This window comes from Bradyrhizobium sp. 186 (assembly GCF_023101685.1).
Lineage (GTDB): Bacteria > Pseudomonadota > Alphaproteobacteria > Rhizobiales > Xanthobacteraceae > Bradyrhizobium.
This window is the reverse complement of sequence record NZ_CP082164.1, coordinates 8633795-8649748: the sequence shown is the minus strand read 5'-3', so window position 1 is coordinate 8649748 and position 15954 is coordinate 8633795. Positions and strand designations below refer to the sequence as shown.

Here is a 15954-nt window from a genome sequence, read left to right as displayed (position 1 = left end):
GGCAACCGTTCGCCAAGGCATTGAGCAAGCTCCATGTGACGAAGCCACTTGCTCCTAGCGCACACGTTGTATACGGCAACTACGTGCTTAGTCCCGGGCATTCTTTGGAGCGTTAAGTTAGAATCGGTCTGGCTAGGGAGTCCAGCATTTGCAGGTGTTCGTAGGACGTGAGGTTTTCAGTCGCCGATCGTAGCTGTAGGCGCCAATGAGATCGGTAGTTTGATTCGAGCTGATCGGTTTGCTTCAGTTGATTTTTTGTCGTGAGTTTAAAACTGCTACTGGTTCGAATATATGCTATTTTATCAGGTATGAATGGATCGAAAGACCAGCTTCTAAACCCGGTCGACAAGCTCCTTCTGGAGGGGGGCTGGTGGATTCGACGTGGCTGATGCGCCACGGCTACTCTGCCCAGCTTCAAAGTTCTAAGTAAAATCAGGCTGGCACGAACAGCCCAAGCGTAGTGTCTTCCGGCGGCCGCGCGGCGCCCTAAGCTGGCAACAGGTATCCCTCCAGACAATCGTCCACTATTCGCCGCTTGTCATGGTGGGCGGACGGCGTTCGAACTGCAAGGCTATGCGCACACCTTCCGCAATCAACGACGCGCGTGCATCTCTATGGTCCAAAAGCGCGCCGCAATGGGTTAAAAAGCTGCCGCTGTCCCTCGACTATGCATGCCTGTACGGTTCCTAAAGGGCCATCTGGACGCCCGAACGGATCATGAGCAGTATTGCGGTCGAAATGAATGCGACGATCAAGACAAAACGACTCGGATGTGAATCTAATGCTGGCCATGAGCCAATCACCGATCAAACAGACCGAGTTCTTGTTTCTGCAAGGCAATCTGGAAGGCTATCAGAGCGCCAGCGATCCGAATCCGCGCAGGTTGGATGATCTCGAGGGCAATCCAGGTGCTCAATCGCCGGGCCGCGTCTAGTTTCCTCAAATGTATGATTGCTGTCGACCGCCACGCTCTGACTCAGGAAGACTGGCTAGTGCGTGAGTCCGATCATCAGTCTCTCGCCACGCGCTGCGGTGTCAGATTGGCGGCGCGGATGAATGCCGCAGCGAGCAAGGCTGAAAGAGCATAGCCGAGACCCGGCAATATCAGCGTGACCCTGTAGCCAAATCTCGCCGCGATAAACCCGCTCGCCGCGAAGCCTATCAATGCGAACGCCGACATCACCGAAGTCAGGAACGTGACATCTGTCCCCGCCTTGCCTGGCCGGGCGAGCGCGAGAAACCAGTTTGTGAATGTAACATGCTGGACTGCGAGGGCCGCGAACACGATCCCAACGCTCGCGACGGCGCTCACGCAAACGCCGACATAGCGATCGATAATCGCAAGCGCTCCAAAACCGATGGCCAGGACTGCACAGCCCCAGATCACGCCCCGGTTCGGCGCCATTCGGGTCAGGATCGCGCTGGTCACTGGCGCGATGATAGTATACGTCACGACGTTCGAGAGCGCTCCGATCCATCCGATATCTGCCGCGGCAAAGCCGAGATCGACGAGCCGCAACTGCACCATTGCGAACGCCAGCGCGATCCCGATAGCGCCGGGCGCTATCAATGCGGCCGTTGTCCACATGCCGTTGTTGAGAAGGATCGGGAAGATAGACAGGCGCTGCGGTGAGCGCCGTCGGTTCATGCAATGGAGCGGTTCAGGAATCGCGAACACCCATCCAGCGAAAACGGCTAGCAGCAGCGCTAAGCCCAGCAAAGCCGGACGCCAACCGACAATCTCGATCAGCTGGAGGCAGACCGCGCCACCGATCACGTGGCCGACGACCCGTCCCCAGCCCAGCAGCGCAGCGCCGAGCGGACGCTCGCCGGAACCGAGGGCTTCCGCTATGTAGCCCAATGTTGCGATCCGCTGTGTGGCGGCGACGGTCGCAAGGGCGAGAGAAACAAGAAAAACCGGCACGAAATCGGTCTTTGGGTTCAAAAATGCCATCACTGCCAGCGCAGTGGTAGTGGCGATTTGGGTCAACAGGATCCATGACCGCCTCAGCCCGAGACGATTGAGGCTCCATCGATCCACGACGGGGGCCCAAAGAAAGTTAACGGTGAAGGCAAAGAAGACCGTCCCATACAAGCCGACCAGTTCCAGGCTGGCGCCGTTGCCCCGAAGGATCACCGGAATGGCCGAATAGATCAACGCGATCGCCAGATACTGCTGACTGGCCAACGCAGCCATCCCGATATGTGGCATGTAGCGACTTGCCATCAAGCCTCTTCCTTTTAAAGAGCAGTTTCGCATGTGCTTCGAGAGCACGGTTTGGACAAGCAGTGGATCGTTCCAGCGCAGCAGCGCCTCAAACCGGACTATGATCCGAGCGTTGGCTGTACGGGGTGAGAGATCCGGGTGGCAGTTGCTACTTCGAATCAGTTCGCACACTGCGCCTGACCTTCATCTTGTCGAGCAAACCGACCTGCCAGAAACAGGGGGTGACGTCGCTATACATCGGCGAAGGATTATTGAAGGACGACCGGCCGTAACCGTCGCCGGCCTGCGCGCCAACTTATCCTCTGACCAGCTCCACAGAACGGGCGTCGACTTTATTGCTGGGCCAAGGCCTGCCGAATTGACCTCGCAGCTAGCGATGGGCGCAATCATCGCGGCTCCTGAAGAAACGAACTCCAGATCACATCAAACACTCCATTGCGCGCATCCGGTTTTTAGCCAAGCGCCGTGAAGCCGGCATCGGTGACGGCGGTACGAAATGAAGCAAGCAGCGTGCCGTTTGAAAACTGAAGGTTCTCTAGTCGCCTCATGTTGCGCGGGCGCGTCAGATTGGAAACAACGATATCTCGAACCTGACAATCGCGTCGTTAGCCTTGACCGTACACACCACGCGCATTTCAGAGGCGGAAGGCTGGGATCTGGCGCGTGCACCCAGTGTGCCGCTGCCGACGAGGCGCATATCGCCGGCCCCAGTGCAGAAGATCATGTCCCTTGCGTAACTTGGAAAGGCGGCGCTTCCGCAAAAGCGGCCAGTCAGCGCTGCAACTCCGAAGAAAAAGCCCCGACCGAAGGTCGGGGCTCCTCGATCCGCCGCAAACGTGTTGAGATCGCTATTTTCCAACCATCGGAAACAGCTTGTAGTTAAGCCCATCCTGGTGAATGCGATCCGACCCGGCAGCGGGGAAGGTCACGTTGCTCTCCGGCATGAACAGGTGATCATACTCGACGCCAACTGACCAGCTGGGGGCGAAGTTAACTTCCAGGCCAGCGCCTACGGCGCGCCCCAACGGACATTATCGCTTTTAGCAAGCTCCGCCCCAGTGACCGTCGAGTTGATCTGGTCTGTGTTGCTGGTCACCACAGCACCGCCCTTGGCCTAAAGCAGCACGGTTTTGAAGGCGTAGCCGATCGGGCCGGTGAGCAAGCCGAACGCATCCGTCTTGGTTCGATTGATGTTCGACGGGAAAGCGGTGCTGATATTGGAGCCGCTGAAGTCTGCCCAGTCGCCCTGGCCTTCAACGCCGTAGACCACATTGAACATCTGCCAGCGATAGCCAATCTGGCCACCGATAGTGCCGGCGGTCGTACCATGGCAGCCTTCGGGAGTAACGCCTGCGAACTCCCAGCAGTTATGGCTCGAGCCCCAGCCGCCGATAATGCCCATATAATAACCGGTCCAGTCACAGATCGCGGGAGCGACCGACAGCTGCGGCGCGTTGGATTGGACAGGCTGTGGAGCGAGATCCGCGCCAAATGCGGGGACCGCCGCGTTGACTGCGACGATGCTTGCAGTCAGAAGCAGCAAATTCTTCATTGGAGTGTTATTCCTCACTTGAACCCGGCTCTGCGCGTCTTGGCAACATCATCGTGAATTGCTGTAACTTCAGCACAACATTCCTCAGGAAGAAATCGCTCTAATCTCACGTTGCGTTAGGTACTGGAGCTAGAAATCCCGCCATTTCCAGAATGTTAGCGTTGATGCGCGTATTGGTTTAAGCACTTGGGAGTTAGCTGCCCAACTTGGAAGGCTGCTCGCATCAAAGAGTGCGGCTAGTGCAGATCTCGGCAAAGCACCCGAGAACGAAATGCGCGTCCACGGTCCGTGAGCAGCGGGTTCCGATCTTGGGCATCCTCGACTAACCTCGGAATCGCGTCGAAGGCATCAGACCCTTCCGAAGGTTGCCTGTCGGAACGACCACCGAGCTGCGCAATCATGGTCTTGACGCATCGATGATGGGCCAGCGGACGGATAAACATGTTCGCAATGCCCGCCTCAACCTCATCAGCCAGGACACGTTCGCGGTGCCATTCCGCATAGTCTACCCGGCGTCGTCAGAAAGTTATGCAACCGCTTTGTGGCCGGTGACGTCCTCGAGCTCTTTCACGTCCCTATGTGGCTGTTGCGCCAAATCGCGGTCTCCTCTCTCGTGATCGCCTGGTATTCTTCAAAGAGCTTGGAAAGCGGGAACGATGGCCGGGCCTGCGTGCTCAAAATAGCAGTCCGGGATCGAGCATCGCTTTGAAGTCCGCTGAGCACAAAAGCATCTAGCCGACGCTTTGGCCATCCGTGTGAAGGCGACGCTGGAGAACAGGAAGACATGGACTGTGGAGGTTTGTTTTGGGTGCGTCGCTGCTAATTCTGCCGTGATTCGTCATCCCTTGAGGAAAGCGCAAGATGAGGCAAGGTCAATTCACCCTTGCCTTCGGCGAGACAGGTTTGGAACTTTTGCGCGGCGGCAGTCAGAACTGGCACCTTCAACGCGGTTTCGTTCGCTAATCGCACGCCGCAGTCAATATCCTTTTTGGCGTTTCTGATCGATATTGCCAAAGCATCCGGCTTTTCGTCCAACAAAAAGGCTGCAAAGTTTTGGAATATCCCGCTGTTGGTCGCGCCGCGACTGACCAAAGAGCGTAAGGTTGCAAGGTCGACGTCAATGGCATCGGCAAGCTGGCAAGCTTCGGCTACCACCGCCGCCATGCCCATCGTCATGCTATTATAGACAAGTTTGAGCTTATGGCCCTGTCCAATATCACCCACATGGACGATGTTCTCGCAAAATGCGGTAAGAACACGAGCCGCGATAGGAAACGTGTTCTGATCCGATCCAACGATGGCGTTGAGACGCCCTTGCTCTGCTTGCTCAGGGCTTCGTGTTACCGGGGCATCTATGAAGTGCAATGCCTGCTTTTTGGCCTGTTCGGCTAGAGTGAGGGTTGAAGCAGGATAGGACGTCGTGCAGTCAAGTATCAAACTCTCTCGGGGCAAATGTGCAAATAGCCCATGTTGCCCAAGGCAGACTTCCTCGACCTCGCAACTTGAGGGCAGGGATAAAACGACGGCACTTACATGCCGGGCCAATTCAGAAATTGCGGTGTGCTCATGAGCACCCATGCCAGTCAAGCGTTCCGCGCCAACACGGGTTCTGTTGACTTTGATATGCAGTTCAGCGCCATGACGCAAAAGACTGATTCCTATGCCTGTTCCCATGCGCCCTGCGCCGATTAGGCCGATTCGTTGTCCGACTTTCCCAGGCGTTGCAGTTGACGGAGTTTCAGTCATGCTCTGCGTCGTTATGAGTTCTGAAAAAGGCCACGCTCCTGCAGAATGGGCAGCAGCTGATGATGGTCCTCGATGAGATAATCCGGCTGCGCCGCTCGCAGACGCGTCTCGGAAACAAATCCGCCCGTAATGGCTACGCTGATCAAGCCAAGTTCGCGTGCAATATCCGTTTCGACCGGCATGTCCCCGACGATGAACGTTGAGCTGGGGTTCAGATTGTATGCTCGCATATACAGACGAAGCCGCTCTCCTTTGCTTATGCCTTTATATTGAGTAGCGCGGCTTTCAAAAGCCAGAACCTCCGCGACACAATCTTCGATTCCATGTCTTCGTAATTGGGTAATAAGGGGATCGACTATATGGTTACTGACAATAATGCTGGAAACGTCTTGTTGACGTGCCGTTTCCAATATGCAACGCGCGCCTTCGCGCAGATCGGCTTTGCTCGCCAGCGGTTCGTAGGTGTCGTGAAAAATAGCGCTGTCATGGCTATCCACCGTTTCGATTTCGCTCTCCGACATTCCTAGATTGCGGAATAAAACCGAAAGTGGAACATCGAAATGATCCCGGAAAGTTTGCATATCGATGGCAGCCCGGCCGAAGCGACCCAAAATGGTGTTCGTCGTTTGTAGCAAGGCGTCGGCGTCGTCGAGGAGAGTGCCGTTCCAGTCGAATACAAGAGCAAGTTTCATCATGGCCTCATGCTGCAGACGGTTTCGTTGAGGTGAGATCGGCGATCAATCTATTCAAATTCTCGTCTGCGCGTTTTTGCCCGCCAGGGGTCGGCATCTCGAACGTAAACGCAGAAAGATCGATTCCCTCATGTCCCCGCGGCAGCAAGGAAAGCAGATCTTCAAAGGGCAAATACGTGATGGTAGCAGCGTTGATCGATAGAGCAATTTTGCGTTCGATCACCCGGAGCGTTTGCGGCGCGATCCTATGAAAGCGCAGGCTATCCTGCTGCGTTTCGGGTGGCAGGCTTTTCCATATTTTCCAGAACGCTAGCTCATCTATGGTCTCGATACCCATGCCGTAGTAATTTGGTGCAACGATAGGCGGCGAACCGATTGCCCAATGCACAGCCTTTGCCCCAGCGGCAAGGAGCATCTCCGTCACTGCGCGGCTTGTATCGCCACGAATAAGGGCTTCATCGGCTACGACGATGATTCTATCCGTGACGTCGTTCGTTGCGACGCGGTACTTTTGCCAGATGAGCGAGTTGCGCTCGCCAAGAGATCCGATAAGTGTGCGCTGAGAACGGTTTACCGCGATCACCTCGTGCCGTTGGACGAGCGCACTTTGCTGCTTGGCCAGCGATGCAAATAGACCGTCGGCATACGGTATCCCGGTGCGCGGCATGGAAGAAACGATTATGGGAGCGGAGCTTGTTTCGACTGCTAATCGCGGCCAGACAATTCGGCCCAAGGTCATGCCTATATCATGGCGAGTTGCTAGATGAGAGTGCCCTTGCACCAACGTTCTTGCATTTCCCAGATAAAGCGTTTCGTAGGCGCAAAGCTTGGGGCTGTGTCGAGCCTGGCCCACAAAGTGATCAAGGCAGTCTCCCGTTCTGCCGTTCACATGCTTGATGTGGCTTGGCCGGATCTCGTCGACTCGGCCTTGTAGCCCAGAGAAAGCACTGTTTTCTGAGGCAAAAAGTAGAAAACCATCTTCGGTTTGCATGAATTCCAAAGGCCGCAAGCCCCTGCGATTGCGGAAGGCGGTCAGATTTCCTAGGCCATCCAACAAGAGTGCGCTGACGGCTCCGTCAACGCCCTTATCAATATCTTGGAAGACTTTCTCGTAGTTAACCGGTAGACCGTGCTGCCAATAATCTCTTTGACAAATACTCTCGATAAGCTTGAGCAAGAGCTCCGCATCGGTTTTGCTGCGGATGGCATGACCTTCAGCGTGCAGTTCTTTCCTAAGTTCATCAGCGTTGACCAGAGCCCCGTTCAAACAAACCGTCAAACGGCGGCAGGAGGTTTTATGATTGTCAAAGGGCTGGAAGTCGGCGTCACTCTTCTCTCTGTGAGAGGGAGTGCGAACGTGTGCTATAGCTACATGCGGTCTGAAATGCGCGTCCTGCTCAGTGAAATCAACACTCGCTAGTTTGCCTGCTGGCCGGCATGACTTTGTATGTTGAAACCGTTCTTCATGCATAAACGCGGCAACGCCGAACCCCTCCTGTCCACGGTTTTCAAGCTTCGGCACCATGTGCTTGAGCTGATCGTAAACCGTCCTTTGTGAGCGGCTTGAAGGCAACAGAAATGCGCCTGCAACACCGGACATGCTATGTCTCCTTGACGGACGATTATGGATGTCGCCCGTTGCGTGTTGTTGTTTTCAACCCTGTCCGATTGCAGACATCCAATGTCTGGAACCGACACCGAGCGGAGTAATCCGTCGGCTCGCGCGAAGCACATGGTTTTGCGCCTCAGCAAGCAAGGCTCGTACCAAGTCCTCTTTCGCGCGCATGAGGCTTCGCCGAGATTGGCAAACGAAGTGTGTGATTCGAAAAAGCCGCCCTGATCCGGCTGCCGGACTTCCGAGAACGCGGCCGCCAAAAGTCAGCTTTGGTGGGCACGGTGCCTGATGGGGGCTATCCCGCGGTGCTCCGCCTAGAAGCCGCAGCAAAGAGCGTTACGCGGCTGTTGCCGCGGCGGGAATGTCTTTGTCCAATCCTCAAGCGGCCAGTCCCAACCGTACGCTGAAGAACGAAGACGTTCAGTGAACTGGACGCCCCACCGAGGGACCATCGGGCCTGTTTGCTGATTGAATTCGTGCGCGCTCCGATCTCCTTGATGTCACGGAGCGAACAGCGCTGTCCGCCGTTGTTGCGGCTTTGAAGGGGTAGACGCTCCGTGACGGCATCGATGCGCAAAGTGAAGGCTATTGAAGCGTCACATAAATGAGGAGGCGTTTGTGAACGAAGCTCGCGCGATTGGGCTAGACTTCACAGAACGTAGTTTCAGGCACATGGCGCAGACGCGAGCGAGGTCGGCAAGGGGACCGTATCATGTTTTGATGCCCCTATGTTTGTTTTCAGCCGTGTCGTCTTGAAGACGTTCATGTCCGGCCCCTGACATCAGGGCGTAAAATGTTTCCGCGCACGCTCGCAAAGCACATGGTGTTGTTGTCTTCCAGCAAGACTAGCATAGCGGTTTTCGGCATGTTGATTGCAGCGACGGTGAAGGACGCATTTCAAGAATAGCGGTCTCTCGCCGTCACCACTCAAGAGTTCAGATGAAAGCTATCTATTCTATCAAGCAACTCCGTCATTGTTCGAACGTCGGCGGCGCTACGCAGCACAATGGATGGCATCGCGCGACCGGCCATGTTGCCGACACGGTGGAAATCTCGAAATCATCCAGGATGTCAAGGCCAGCGCGGCAGGTAATCGCAGATCAGGTGGCGACAAGCGGCCGTTCCGACGGCCAGGGGCATCATGTGGACTACCGAAATGCAGAAGTGCCCGCAGATCAACTTGTTCGCGCAAGAGCGAGGCAAAGCGCCCGGCTCGGATATTTGATGAGCTCAACGCAAGCAATTCGTAAACGCCTGCTCGACGCAAGCGTGTCGTTTGGAGCAAACGCCAATATCGCAGAATACTTGAGGTCCGGTGAGGTTGAGATAATACAAGCAGAAGTCGTGCAGCACTTGCAGGCTTGCTTGAGGGCCTGGTTATCGACACCAGCCGCGACCACAACACGACTGCGACCGCAAAACGGATAGCCAAGATGTACGTGCGCGAGGTGTTTGCCGGGCGCTTTGAAGCTGCGCCTGAGGCTACAGACTTGCCAAACGCGGGCTGCCTGGAAGAGATCTACGCGCTTGGCCCCATCACCGTGAGATCGACGTGCTCGCACCACTTTGTTCCCGTTATTGGCCGCATGTGGGTCGGCGTGCTGCCTGGTAAGTCGGTGATCGGTATCAGCAAAGTTGTGCGTGTGGCTAACTGGATCATGGCGCGCCCGCACTCCAAGAGGAAGCCGCTGTTATGTTAGCAGACGAGCTGGAGCGCCGCATTAAGCCGAAGGGATTGGCCGTCATCGTTAAGGCACGGCACCAGTGCATGATCTGGCGCGGCGTTCGCGAGACGGAAACCACTATGGTGACCAGCATCATGCGCGGTGGCTTCCGCGACAGCAAGATGCTGCGTAGCGAATTTCTGGCGCTCATCAAGGACTAAACCGTGACCTATGTATCAACCAAGACATACGGCCATGAAGTCGGCCTATCTGCTACGTTTCGCCAGTGGCGCGCGTCGTCACACTGTCGGCTGTTGGGCCAAGATGTCGCCAAAGGAACTTCTGCTCGCCGTACGGGTATTCAACGCTCGGCAAGTGTTTATCACGGGAGGCAAGCTTGCGCTGCACGAACCTGCGGCCGCTGACGACACTGCTTATCACCTCAAGCTTCTCAGTACAGTTGGAAACATCGGGCATCATCGCCATTCAAGTGCATCCCTGCACATGGGTAATGGTCAACCAAAGATCGGCACTGCGCGGCGGGTTAACGGTTTTGGAAAGAGCGACAGCCGCTCGTTAGTAGCGCAAGAGCTGCAATTTCGTAACTACGATTGATCAAGGGCGATGTCATGTTGAACGCGGCGGAAACTGCTGGTGTAGCTGAGAGCGATTCCTCAGCTGGTAGCTGTCGCCGTTCTCTACTCAGCGATGGCGGATCGCCGGCGACGGTGGATCTGGAAACGCGGAGCGTTCGCGGCGAGACGAGACGAAATGATTCGCAAGGCTGGAAGATCGCCGTTGCAAACCGCCGCGGATCGGAAGTCCTACGGGCTGTTCCGACCGTGCACAAATGGCCCGTTGGCTCGATACCGGCACTGAGGCTGTCGCCGGAGTGCTCGGGCTGTTTCATGTCTAGAGGAGAGATGGCCACCTTCTACACGTTGCCCTGCGAAGTCATCGCGCTTCCGGCCCCTTAATCAAACGAATCCAGATATCAAGGACGTGCCATGGCATTTAAAATTGCGACCTATCTCGATCGGATCGGCCTTGCTCAAGTCCCGACAACGGTTGATGGCCTTCTTGCGCTCCAGCAGGCTCAAATGCGCGCGATCCCCTATGAGAACATTGATGTTCTGCTGGGCGATATCCCCGATCTGACTGAAAATTCGATCTGGGCCAAACTGATCGATGCCCGGCGAGGCGGCTATTGCTTCGAATTGAACAAGTTGTTTGGCTTGGCGCTCGAAGCACTCGATTTCACGGTCCGGCCCATTCTTTGCAGGGTGCGCATGGGGGCTCCGGAAGGTGGCCCACGCACACATCAGGCATTGATCGTGACCATAGAGGGCTACGACTGGCTTGCCGATGCCGGCTTTCCCGGTCCGGCACCGATTGCACCGCTACGAATCGATACGAAGGAGCAGCAAATAGTTGGCCATGACGTGTTTCGTCTGCGGGCCGACCCGGCCAGTGGAGAGCTCGTGCTTGAACGCAAGAACGAAGATGAATGGTTCGCTCTTTTCGGTATCGACCGAGCCGTCGCCCTGCCACCAGATTTCGAGGGCGCCAACTTCATCTGCGCACGCTGGGACCGTATGCCCTTTCCATCCGTACTCATGATGAGTGTGCTGACATCCGAGGGGCGTGCAACCTTGCTTAACAAGAAGCTCAGATTGACTCGCAGCCAATTTAAGGAAACACAAACACTCGAAACGAAGATCGAACTGCAGCAGGTCTTGGCCAATGTCTTCGGGCTCCGACTGCCTCAGTACACCGTTGATTCCTTATGGGAAAAGCTTGGGTCGCGCTGACTTGTATAGGAAAGAAAGTGATCAAGCATTGCCAGCGCGACGATGGCCTGTGCGGTCTCTTTCAATTTCCCATAACCTCGATCACCCGCGCTGATTGGCGAGATCTTTAGTTGAAGGAATCACTTGTGATTCCTTGCTGAGCACCTGATTGGCGAGGTTGGCGAGCCATGCCGGAAACTGTGGTACGCGCAGAAGGCGCGTATCAACAGGGAGGAAAATTCCACCCAGGGGTTGTCGATTGATCTTGCAGCTGACGAGCGTTCGCAGGGCAACTGACGGATCGGCGCCTCGTGCCAAGGCACTCTTTGGACGGCCGCGATCCACCGGGCCGGCGCCCCCGCCGAAAGTTGGTGATGGAGAAAATCGGAAGGGCGGCACATCGTGGGGGCATGACGCCTCCACTTCTCCACCCAAAGAGCGATATCCCACGTCCAGCCTTCCGCTCGCCATGTTGGCGGCGCTTTTTCACCCTCAAGAGCGGATTGACCTCGGGATTCTCGATCTTTTCCAGAAGCTTCCGGTACTAGTCTGATCAGACTGCCTCGTACATTTCGCGTTTCTTGCCCGCCTCTGTCACTGACATGACGGCGTGCGAGAAAAAATCCTTCAGCCGCTTGCCGAACAGGATGAGCGCACCGGCCGTCACCTGCTCATTGTCGGGTCCGCTTACCAAAAGACCTTGCTCAGGCATAAGCGCGCGCAGGGTGTTGCGCGTAACCGGCGCGCGCCCGAGTTTTTCGCAGTAATCCCGCAGGACGGATGGCGTTAGATCCAGATCGAGATCGTCAAGCGAAGCGCCTGCGACCACGCGTTCGTCAAACGCCTGCACCCGCGAAACTTGCGCAGACGCATCGCTAACGGCTGTGTAGCGGTCGTGCCCTACCAGTTCTTTGCCGAGGTCGGCAATTAGTTCGTCGAAGCCATCTATCTTAATAGGCGGAAATTTGTGCCGAGCCTCCGTGCGAGCGACTCGGCATAAGGACGCAGCGTTTCGCCATCACGTATGCACTCTTATATGTATGCCGTGAGGAAGATCGAGCCACCCTTCCTTGTTCTGTGCAAAGATGCCTTCCTCGGCTCCGCGATAGCCGATGAGAATAATCGGCGCGCCGTCGAGCACTGGCCTGAGCAGTGATGCGAGGTTGGTATCGGGAGCGCCGACTTCGCCGGCGGCGTTCTTGTCCGGAATATTGCTCAGCGCGTCCGTGCAACCAGACGAGCTGACATTTATTGAAGACGTTGAACTGGTCGTAATTACCGGGGGGCGGTTGACTTCGTGAACCATCACGGATGTGAGGTTGCCGCGCCTTCAGAGCGTCAGACAGAGACGAATCGAAATTCGTTGTCAGGATAGTGCGGACCAATCCCCGCATCACAAAATCTGAGAGGACCTGGTAGCCGCTGCTGATGTCGTTGTGCGGCCTTATCAGGTGCCTGGAGCAGGGGCGCAACGGATCGAGACTGCTTGCCCGGTTGGTACGAATCTCCTTGTGACCAGCGCACACCATTTGTTCCGAAGAACCTATGATCGGTCGAAGACCGACTATTCAACGTCGCCCCCAAAGCTGCACAGCAGAAAATTGGGCTTATTGGATTAGGGCGCATGGGAAGCGGCATGGGTATCAGCCTGTTGCGCCACCAAATGGAGTTACATATCAAGGCCAACAAAACTCGTTTCGGTGCGGATCGCCTGATTAGCGCGGGTGCCCTTGAACATCCTTCGATCACGGAGCTGGCGCAACATGTAACTGCGGTCGTGCTATCCTTGCCTTCAAGCTGCGAGGTGGAGGCAGTGTGCCTTGGGAAAATGGACTGTTCGTCCATATGCCGCGGGGAGGTTTGATAATTGACTGCACGACTTCTTATCCTGCTTCGACGATCGCGCTGGCTGAGGAAGCTCAAGAACATGGCATAAGCTTCATAGACGCTCCAGTAACACGGAGCCCCGAACAAGCAGAGGTTGGCCTTCTGAAACGCGATGGTCGGATCTAATGAAACGCGTTTTCCTGTCGCTGAAAGCATTCTTGCTGCATTTCGTGAGACCGTTCTTCATGTCGGCGATGTCGGACAAGGTCACAAGATCAAACTTGTCTACAACAGTATGACGATGGGCATAGCGGCGGTAGCCGCGGAGGTCTGCCAATTTGCGCACGGTCTTGACCTCGATCTCGTAATACTCCGCTCTTTAATCGGTCGCGGCTCTATTAATAGCGGAATATTCCAAGCTTTCGTGGCCTTTTTGTTGGGCGAGAAACCCGATGTCTTGGCAATATCAATTGCGAATTCGGCAAAGGATATCGAGTGCGCTTTGCGCTTAGCAGGCGAGAGTGCAGTGTCGGTGCCGGTCTTGACTGCTGCGGCGCAAAAATTCCGTGTCTCAGTTATGGCGGGCAAAGGCGAGCTGACGCTAGCTCATTTCTCCGGCCCTTAACGGTTTCGCTCTAACTGCGGAGCGAGCGCAGACCGTCCCTTTGCGCGGTGTAGCTGGCGGGTCCGGGAGCCTCTTGCGCAATTTCAGAGATAATCGTGCGGATCGCTTCATTCTGACGGGCCAAAACAGGAATACGCAAGAGCAACCGCAAATTGCCGTCTAGCATCCAATTTGGAGTTCGACCCACCGCGTCTTTCCAAAAGCGCGTGATGTGGAATGCGGCGCGCCGAATTTGACGAAGCGAGGAAATGCCCTCGGTGCCGACAAGCGTGATGAGATTGACGAGGCACATGGCTCAACTCCCGTCCAGTGCTTTCGAGCGAAGATCAGCGTCGGTAAGGTATGCGGAGCAGGTCAGTACCATCCAAGACACTCTTGTCGATCCCTAGCACTTTTGCCTCGGTCATTTATAGATGGTCGTAATTGTGAGCCTCGATGCCAGATCGTCGTAGCGCAGCTCATCTCAATCAGAGTTCGATGTCGGTTTAGAGGTGGGGCTTCCTCCTCTCTATGCAGGTCAGATAGATCGCATCGATGTCGCGTACCCGACAAAATGTTGCGACCATTCCAGCGGACATGTTGGCACGCATGCGTGTTTCACTCTCGCTACGCGGGCGAGCACGGTATTCGACGTGGCACGCCGATTGCTGGGATGATGAGCAAAGAGCCTACGGTTGTAGTGAGCGTGTCGCAAGATTGCTGGTTACGTTGGGGGTGAACCTGTGCATTCCAAGTTTGAAAATCAGTCCATAATTCAAGAGGTCGATAGGCTTCATCTTCCGCAGTCTCGGATCAAGCACTTCGCCCCGGTTAGCTATGCCCAAGCGGGCGAAGACATCATTCTGGAAGGAATTTTGGCTGCAAGACTCTGCAAAAGCCTAAGATCTTGGGACAGTATATTCTATGTCGAGATCGGAGCCAACCATCCCATATCTACCTCGAGTACCTATCTTATGTACGAAAGGGGCGCGCAAGGTGTTCTAGTTGAACCCAATCCTGAGTTGGGAGCGCTGATCCGGACTGCGCGCCCGAGAGACGTTCTCGTGCCGGCAGTTGTCTTGCCTGCTCCGCAGGCCTCCGCCACGCTCTTCATCGGAAACGCCCATGAGCTTTCGTCTGTGGATGAAGCACATGTTAAAAGTTTTGGCGACTTCGACGGCTTAGGAGGTATCCGAGACCATATCGAGGTGAGCGCTGTGGGTATTAACGAGCTATTGATCCCATACTCCAACAAGGTCGACTTCTTGTCTATCGATTGCGAAGGACTGGATCACGATCTCATTAAAGCGATTGACTACGAGCGTATCAGACCTGCTGTCATCCAGTGCGAGCCAAGCGAGCATTTTCTGAAGGGCAACAGGGCTCGTATCATCAATTTGATGGAATGCAGATCATACCGGCTTGCCGCAATGACCGACATCAACGTCATCTTCGAGCGATTGACCTAATGCAGCCACCCAAAATCAAGCGGCCAAGCTTTACCATCGGCTGCGGCTCGCGGGAATATTTTCGAAATCGGTGATCTTCGGGCGAAGTGGTTGCTACATTCGATAGGCAGGATGGCGGTGGCGAGATCGTCCTGGTGTCGCCGCAGGTCGAGGAGGGGAGCGTTTTGGAGCGGTGCTTGATTTTAGCGCAGCATTCGGCCTAAGCCGCAGGGATACCGGCTTAGCACTCCAGAAATCTCTTTGTAGAACCTGATAAGGAGCTATGCGGGAGCGTGGGGAATGACGGCCTGAGATAGGCCGCGTATCGCGGCGGGTGTCGAGCCTGCCAGAACCTCCCAATGAGAGCGATACGCCATGGATGCGCCTAGCAACATTGGCCCGCTTCGTCAGCCTGACGAGATCTACGCTCCACTGACGGATACCCTGCGTGTCGTGCGCAGCAGCTTCTGGCACACGGTATTGAGATCGAAGGTGAAACATTTCTTGCCACGCTGAAGGACTTGAGACGGGCGCGCCTGTGTCGTCCGGCATGGTCATGGCCCGGCGGACGATCCAGGCCGGCATCGCTCCGGTAGGCGCTGGCGGCGTTGCTGGGCAAACACTCCCAACCTGTCGCCTGCGGTGGTCTGCGGATTGACGACCGCGTGGCAATGCGAGTACGAGCGCCGGCAGAGGGGCGATCTGTTGGCCCGGCCATAGTGTACGTATGGGCCGATGGCCTCTTCCTTCAGGCCCGCATGGAAGACGGGGAATGTATGCTGGTGCTGA

General features: G+C 55.8%; 14 protein-coding genes and 1 pseudogene. 7 read left to right on the top strand and 8 right to left on the bottom strand.

Annotated elements, in window-relative coordinates; genetic code table 11:
* Positions 1-781: 781 nt before the first annotated feature.
* The gene (locus IVB18_RS41330; protein WP_247985924.1) at positions 782-934 is read left to right on the top strand and encodes a hypothetical protein; all 153 of its coding nucleotides are present in this window, start codon (positions 782-784) and stop codon (positions 932-934) included.
* Positions 935-1009: 75 nt separating this feature from the next.
* Here the strand turns inward: IVB18_RS41330 and IVB18_RS41325 are convergent, their stop codons facing one another.
* The 5 genes from IVB18_RS41325 to IVB18_RS41305 form a co-directional block, all read right to left on the bottom strand.
* Entirely contained in the window at positions 1010-2227 is a 1218-nt protein-coding gene (locus IVB18_RS41325) for an MFS transporter (protein ID WP_247985923.1), read from the bottom strand.
* Positions 2228-3341: 1114 nt separating this feature from the next.
* On the bottom strand, positions 3342-3779 hold the full coding sequence (locus IVB18_RS41320) for a hypothetical protein (protein ID WP_247985922.1): 438 nt from the start codon (positions 3777-3779) through the stop codon (positions 3342-3344).
* A gap of 819 nt (positions 3780-4598) precedes the next feature.
* Positions 4599-5525, bottom strand: coding sequence for an NAD(P)-dependent oxidoreductase (locus IVB18_RS41315; protein WP_247985921.1), 927 nt, complete (start codon positions 5523-5525; stop codon positions 4599-4601).
* Positions 5526-5536: 11 nt separating this feature from the next.
* On the bottom strand, positions 5537-6217 hold the full coding sequence (locus IVB18_RS41310) for an HAD hydrolase-like protein (RefSeq protein WP_247985920.1): 681 nt from the start codon (positions 6215-6217) through the stop codon (positions 5537-5539).
* A 7-nt stretch (positions 6218-6224) separates the two neighbouring features.
* Entirely contained in the window at positions 6225-7817 is a 1593-nt protein-coding gene (locus IVB18_RS41305) for a hypothetical protein (protein WP_247985919.1), read from the bottom strand.
* A 1373-nt stretch (positions 7818-9190) separates the two neighbouring features.
* On the opposite strand from IVB18_RS41305, the pseudogene IVB18_RS41300 reads away from it, so the two are divergent.
* The 4 genes and pseudogenes from IVB18_RS41300 to IVB18_RS41285 form a co-directional block, all read left to right on the top strand.
* Positions 9191-9532: pseudogene (locus tag IVB18_RS41300) on the top strand (GTP cyclohydrolase I); the annotation flags it as partial.
* Positions 9526-9717 carry a GTP cyclohydrolase I gene (locus tag IVB18_RS41295; protein WP_247985917.1) on the top strand — a complete coding sequence of 64 codons (192 nt, stop codon included), beginning with the start codon at positions 9526-9528 and terminating at the stop codon, positions 9715-9717. The pseudogene IVB18_RS41300 and the gene IVB18_RS41295, both read left to right, overlap by 7 nt.
* A gap of 34 nt (positions 9718-9751) precedes the next feature.
* The gene (locus IVB18_RS41290) at positions 9752-10111 is read left to right on the top strand and encodes a hypothetical protein (protein ID WP_247985916.1); all 360 of its coding nucleotides are present in this window, start codon (positions 9752-9754) and stop codon (positions 10109-10111) included.
* Between the two features lie 392 nt (positions 10112-10503).
* Positions 10504-11307: an arylamine N-acetyltransferase gene (locus IVB18_RS41285; RefSeq protein ID WP_247985915.1), complete on the top strand. Its 804-nt coding sequence runs from the start codon at positions 10504-10506 to the stop codon at positions 11305-11307.
* A 532-nt stretch (positions 11308-11839) separates the two neighbouring features.
* Here the strand turns inward: IVB18_RS41285 and IVB18_RS41280 are convergent.
* Both IVB18_RS41280 and IVB18_RS41275 read right to left on the bottom strand, forming a co-directional pair.
* Positions 11840-12136: a hypothetical protein gene (locus IVB18_RS41280; protein ID WP_247985914.1), complete on the bottom strand. Its 297-nt coding sequence runs from the start codon at positions 12134-12136 to the stop codon at positions 11840-11842.
* Between the two features lie 168 nt (positions 12137-12304).
* Complete coding sequence (locus IVB18_RS41275) at positions 12305-12592, bottom strand: hypothetical protein (protein ID WP_247985913.1); 288 nt, start codon at positions 12590-12592, stop codon at positions 12305-12307.
* A gap of 693 nt (positions 12593-13285) precedes the next feature.
* On the opposite strand from IVB18_RS41275, the gene IVB18_RS41270 reads away from it, so the two are divergent.
* Positions 13286-13738: an NAD-binding protein gene (locus IVB18_RS41270; protein WP_247985912.1), complete on the top strand. Its 453-nt coding sequence runs from the start codon at positions 13286-13288 to the stop codon at positions 13736-13738.
* Positions 13739-13748: 10 nt separating this feature from the next.
* Here the strand turns inward: IVB18_RS41270 and IVB18_RS41265 are convergent, their stop codons facing one another.
* A complete protein-coding gene (locus tag IVB18_RS41265) occupies positions 13749-14030 on the bottom strand; it encodes a hypothetical protein (protein WP_247985911.1) in 282 nt (93 codons plus the stop codon).
* A 430-nt stretch (positions 14031-14460) separates the two neighbouring features.
* On the opposite strand from IVB18_RS41265, the gene IVB18_RS41260 reads away from it, so the two are divergent.
* Positions 14461-15186, top strand: coding sequence for an FkbM family methyltransferase (locus IVB18_RS41260; protein ID WP_247493916.1), 726 nt, complete (start codon positions 14461-14463; stop codon positions 15184-15186).
* Positions 15187-15954 lie beyond the last annotated feature (768 nt).

Excerpts from the sequence above, each read along its gene's own strand:
- IVB18_RS41270 (WP_247985912.1), top strand. The coding sequence starts at position 13,286 with ATGGTCGGATCTAATGAAACGCGTTTTCCTGTCGCTGAAAGCATTCTT.
- IVB18_RS41295 (WP_247985917.1), top strand. The coding sequence starts at position 9,526 with ATGTTAGCAGACGAGCTGGAGCGCCGCATTAAGCCGAAGGGATTGGCC.
- IVB18_RS41330 (WP_247985924.1), top strand. The coding sequence starts at position 782 with ATGCTGGCCATGAGCCAATCACCGATCAAACAGACCGAGTTCTTGTTT.
- IVB18_RS41305 (WP_247985919.1), bottom strand. The coding sequence starts at position 7,817 with ATGTCCGGTGTTGCAGGCGCATTTCTGTTGCCTTCAAGCCGCTCACAA.
- IVB18_RS41325 (WP_247985923.1), bottom strand. The coding sequence starts at position 2,227 with ATGGCAAGTCGCTACATGCCACATATCGGGATGGCTGCGTTGGCCAGT.
- IVB18_RS41285 (WP_247985915.1), top strand. The coding sequence starts at position 10,504 with ATGGCATTTAAAATTGCGACCTATCTCGATCGGATCGGCCTTGCTCAA.
- IVB18_RS41310 (WP_247985920.1), bottom strand. The coding sequence starts at position 6,217 with ATGAAACTTGCTCTTGTATTCGACTGGAACGGCACTCTCCTCGACGAC.
- IVB18_RS41290 (WP_247985916.1), top strand. The coding sequence starts at position 9,752 with ATGAAGTCGGCCTATCTGCTACGTTTCGCCAGTGGCGCGCGTCGTCAC.
- IVB18_RS41275 (WP_247985913.1), bottom strand. The coding sequence starts at position 12,592 with ATGGTTCACGAAGTCAACCGCCCCCCGGTAATTACGACCAGTTCAACG.
- IVB18_RS41320 (WP_247985922.1), bottom strand. The coding sequence starts at position 3,779 with ATGAAGAATTTGCTGCTTCTGACTGCAAGCATCGTCGCAGTCAACGCG.
- IVB18_RS41265 (WP_247985911.1), bottom strand. The coding sequence starts at position 14,030 with ATGTGCCTCGTCAATCTCATCACGCTTGTCGGCACCGAGGGCATTTCC.
- IVB18_RS41315 (WP_247985921.1), bottom strand. The coding sequence starts at position 5,525 with ATGACTGAAACTCCGTCAACTGCAACGCCTGGGAAAGTCGGACAACGA.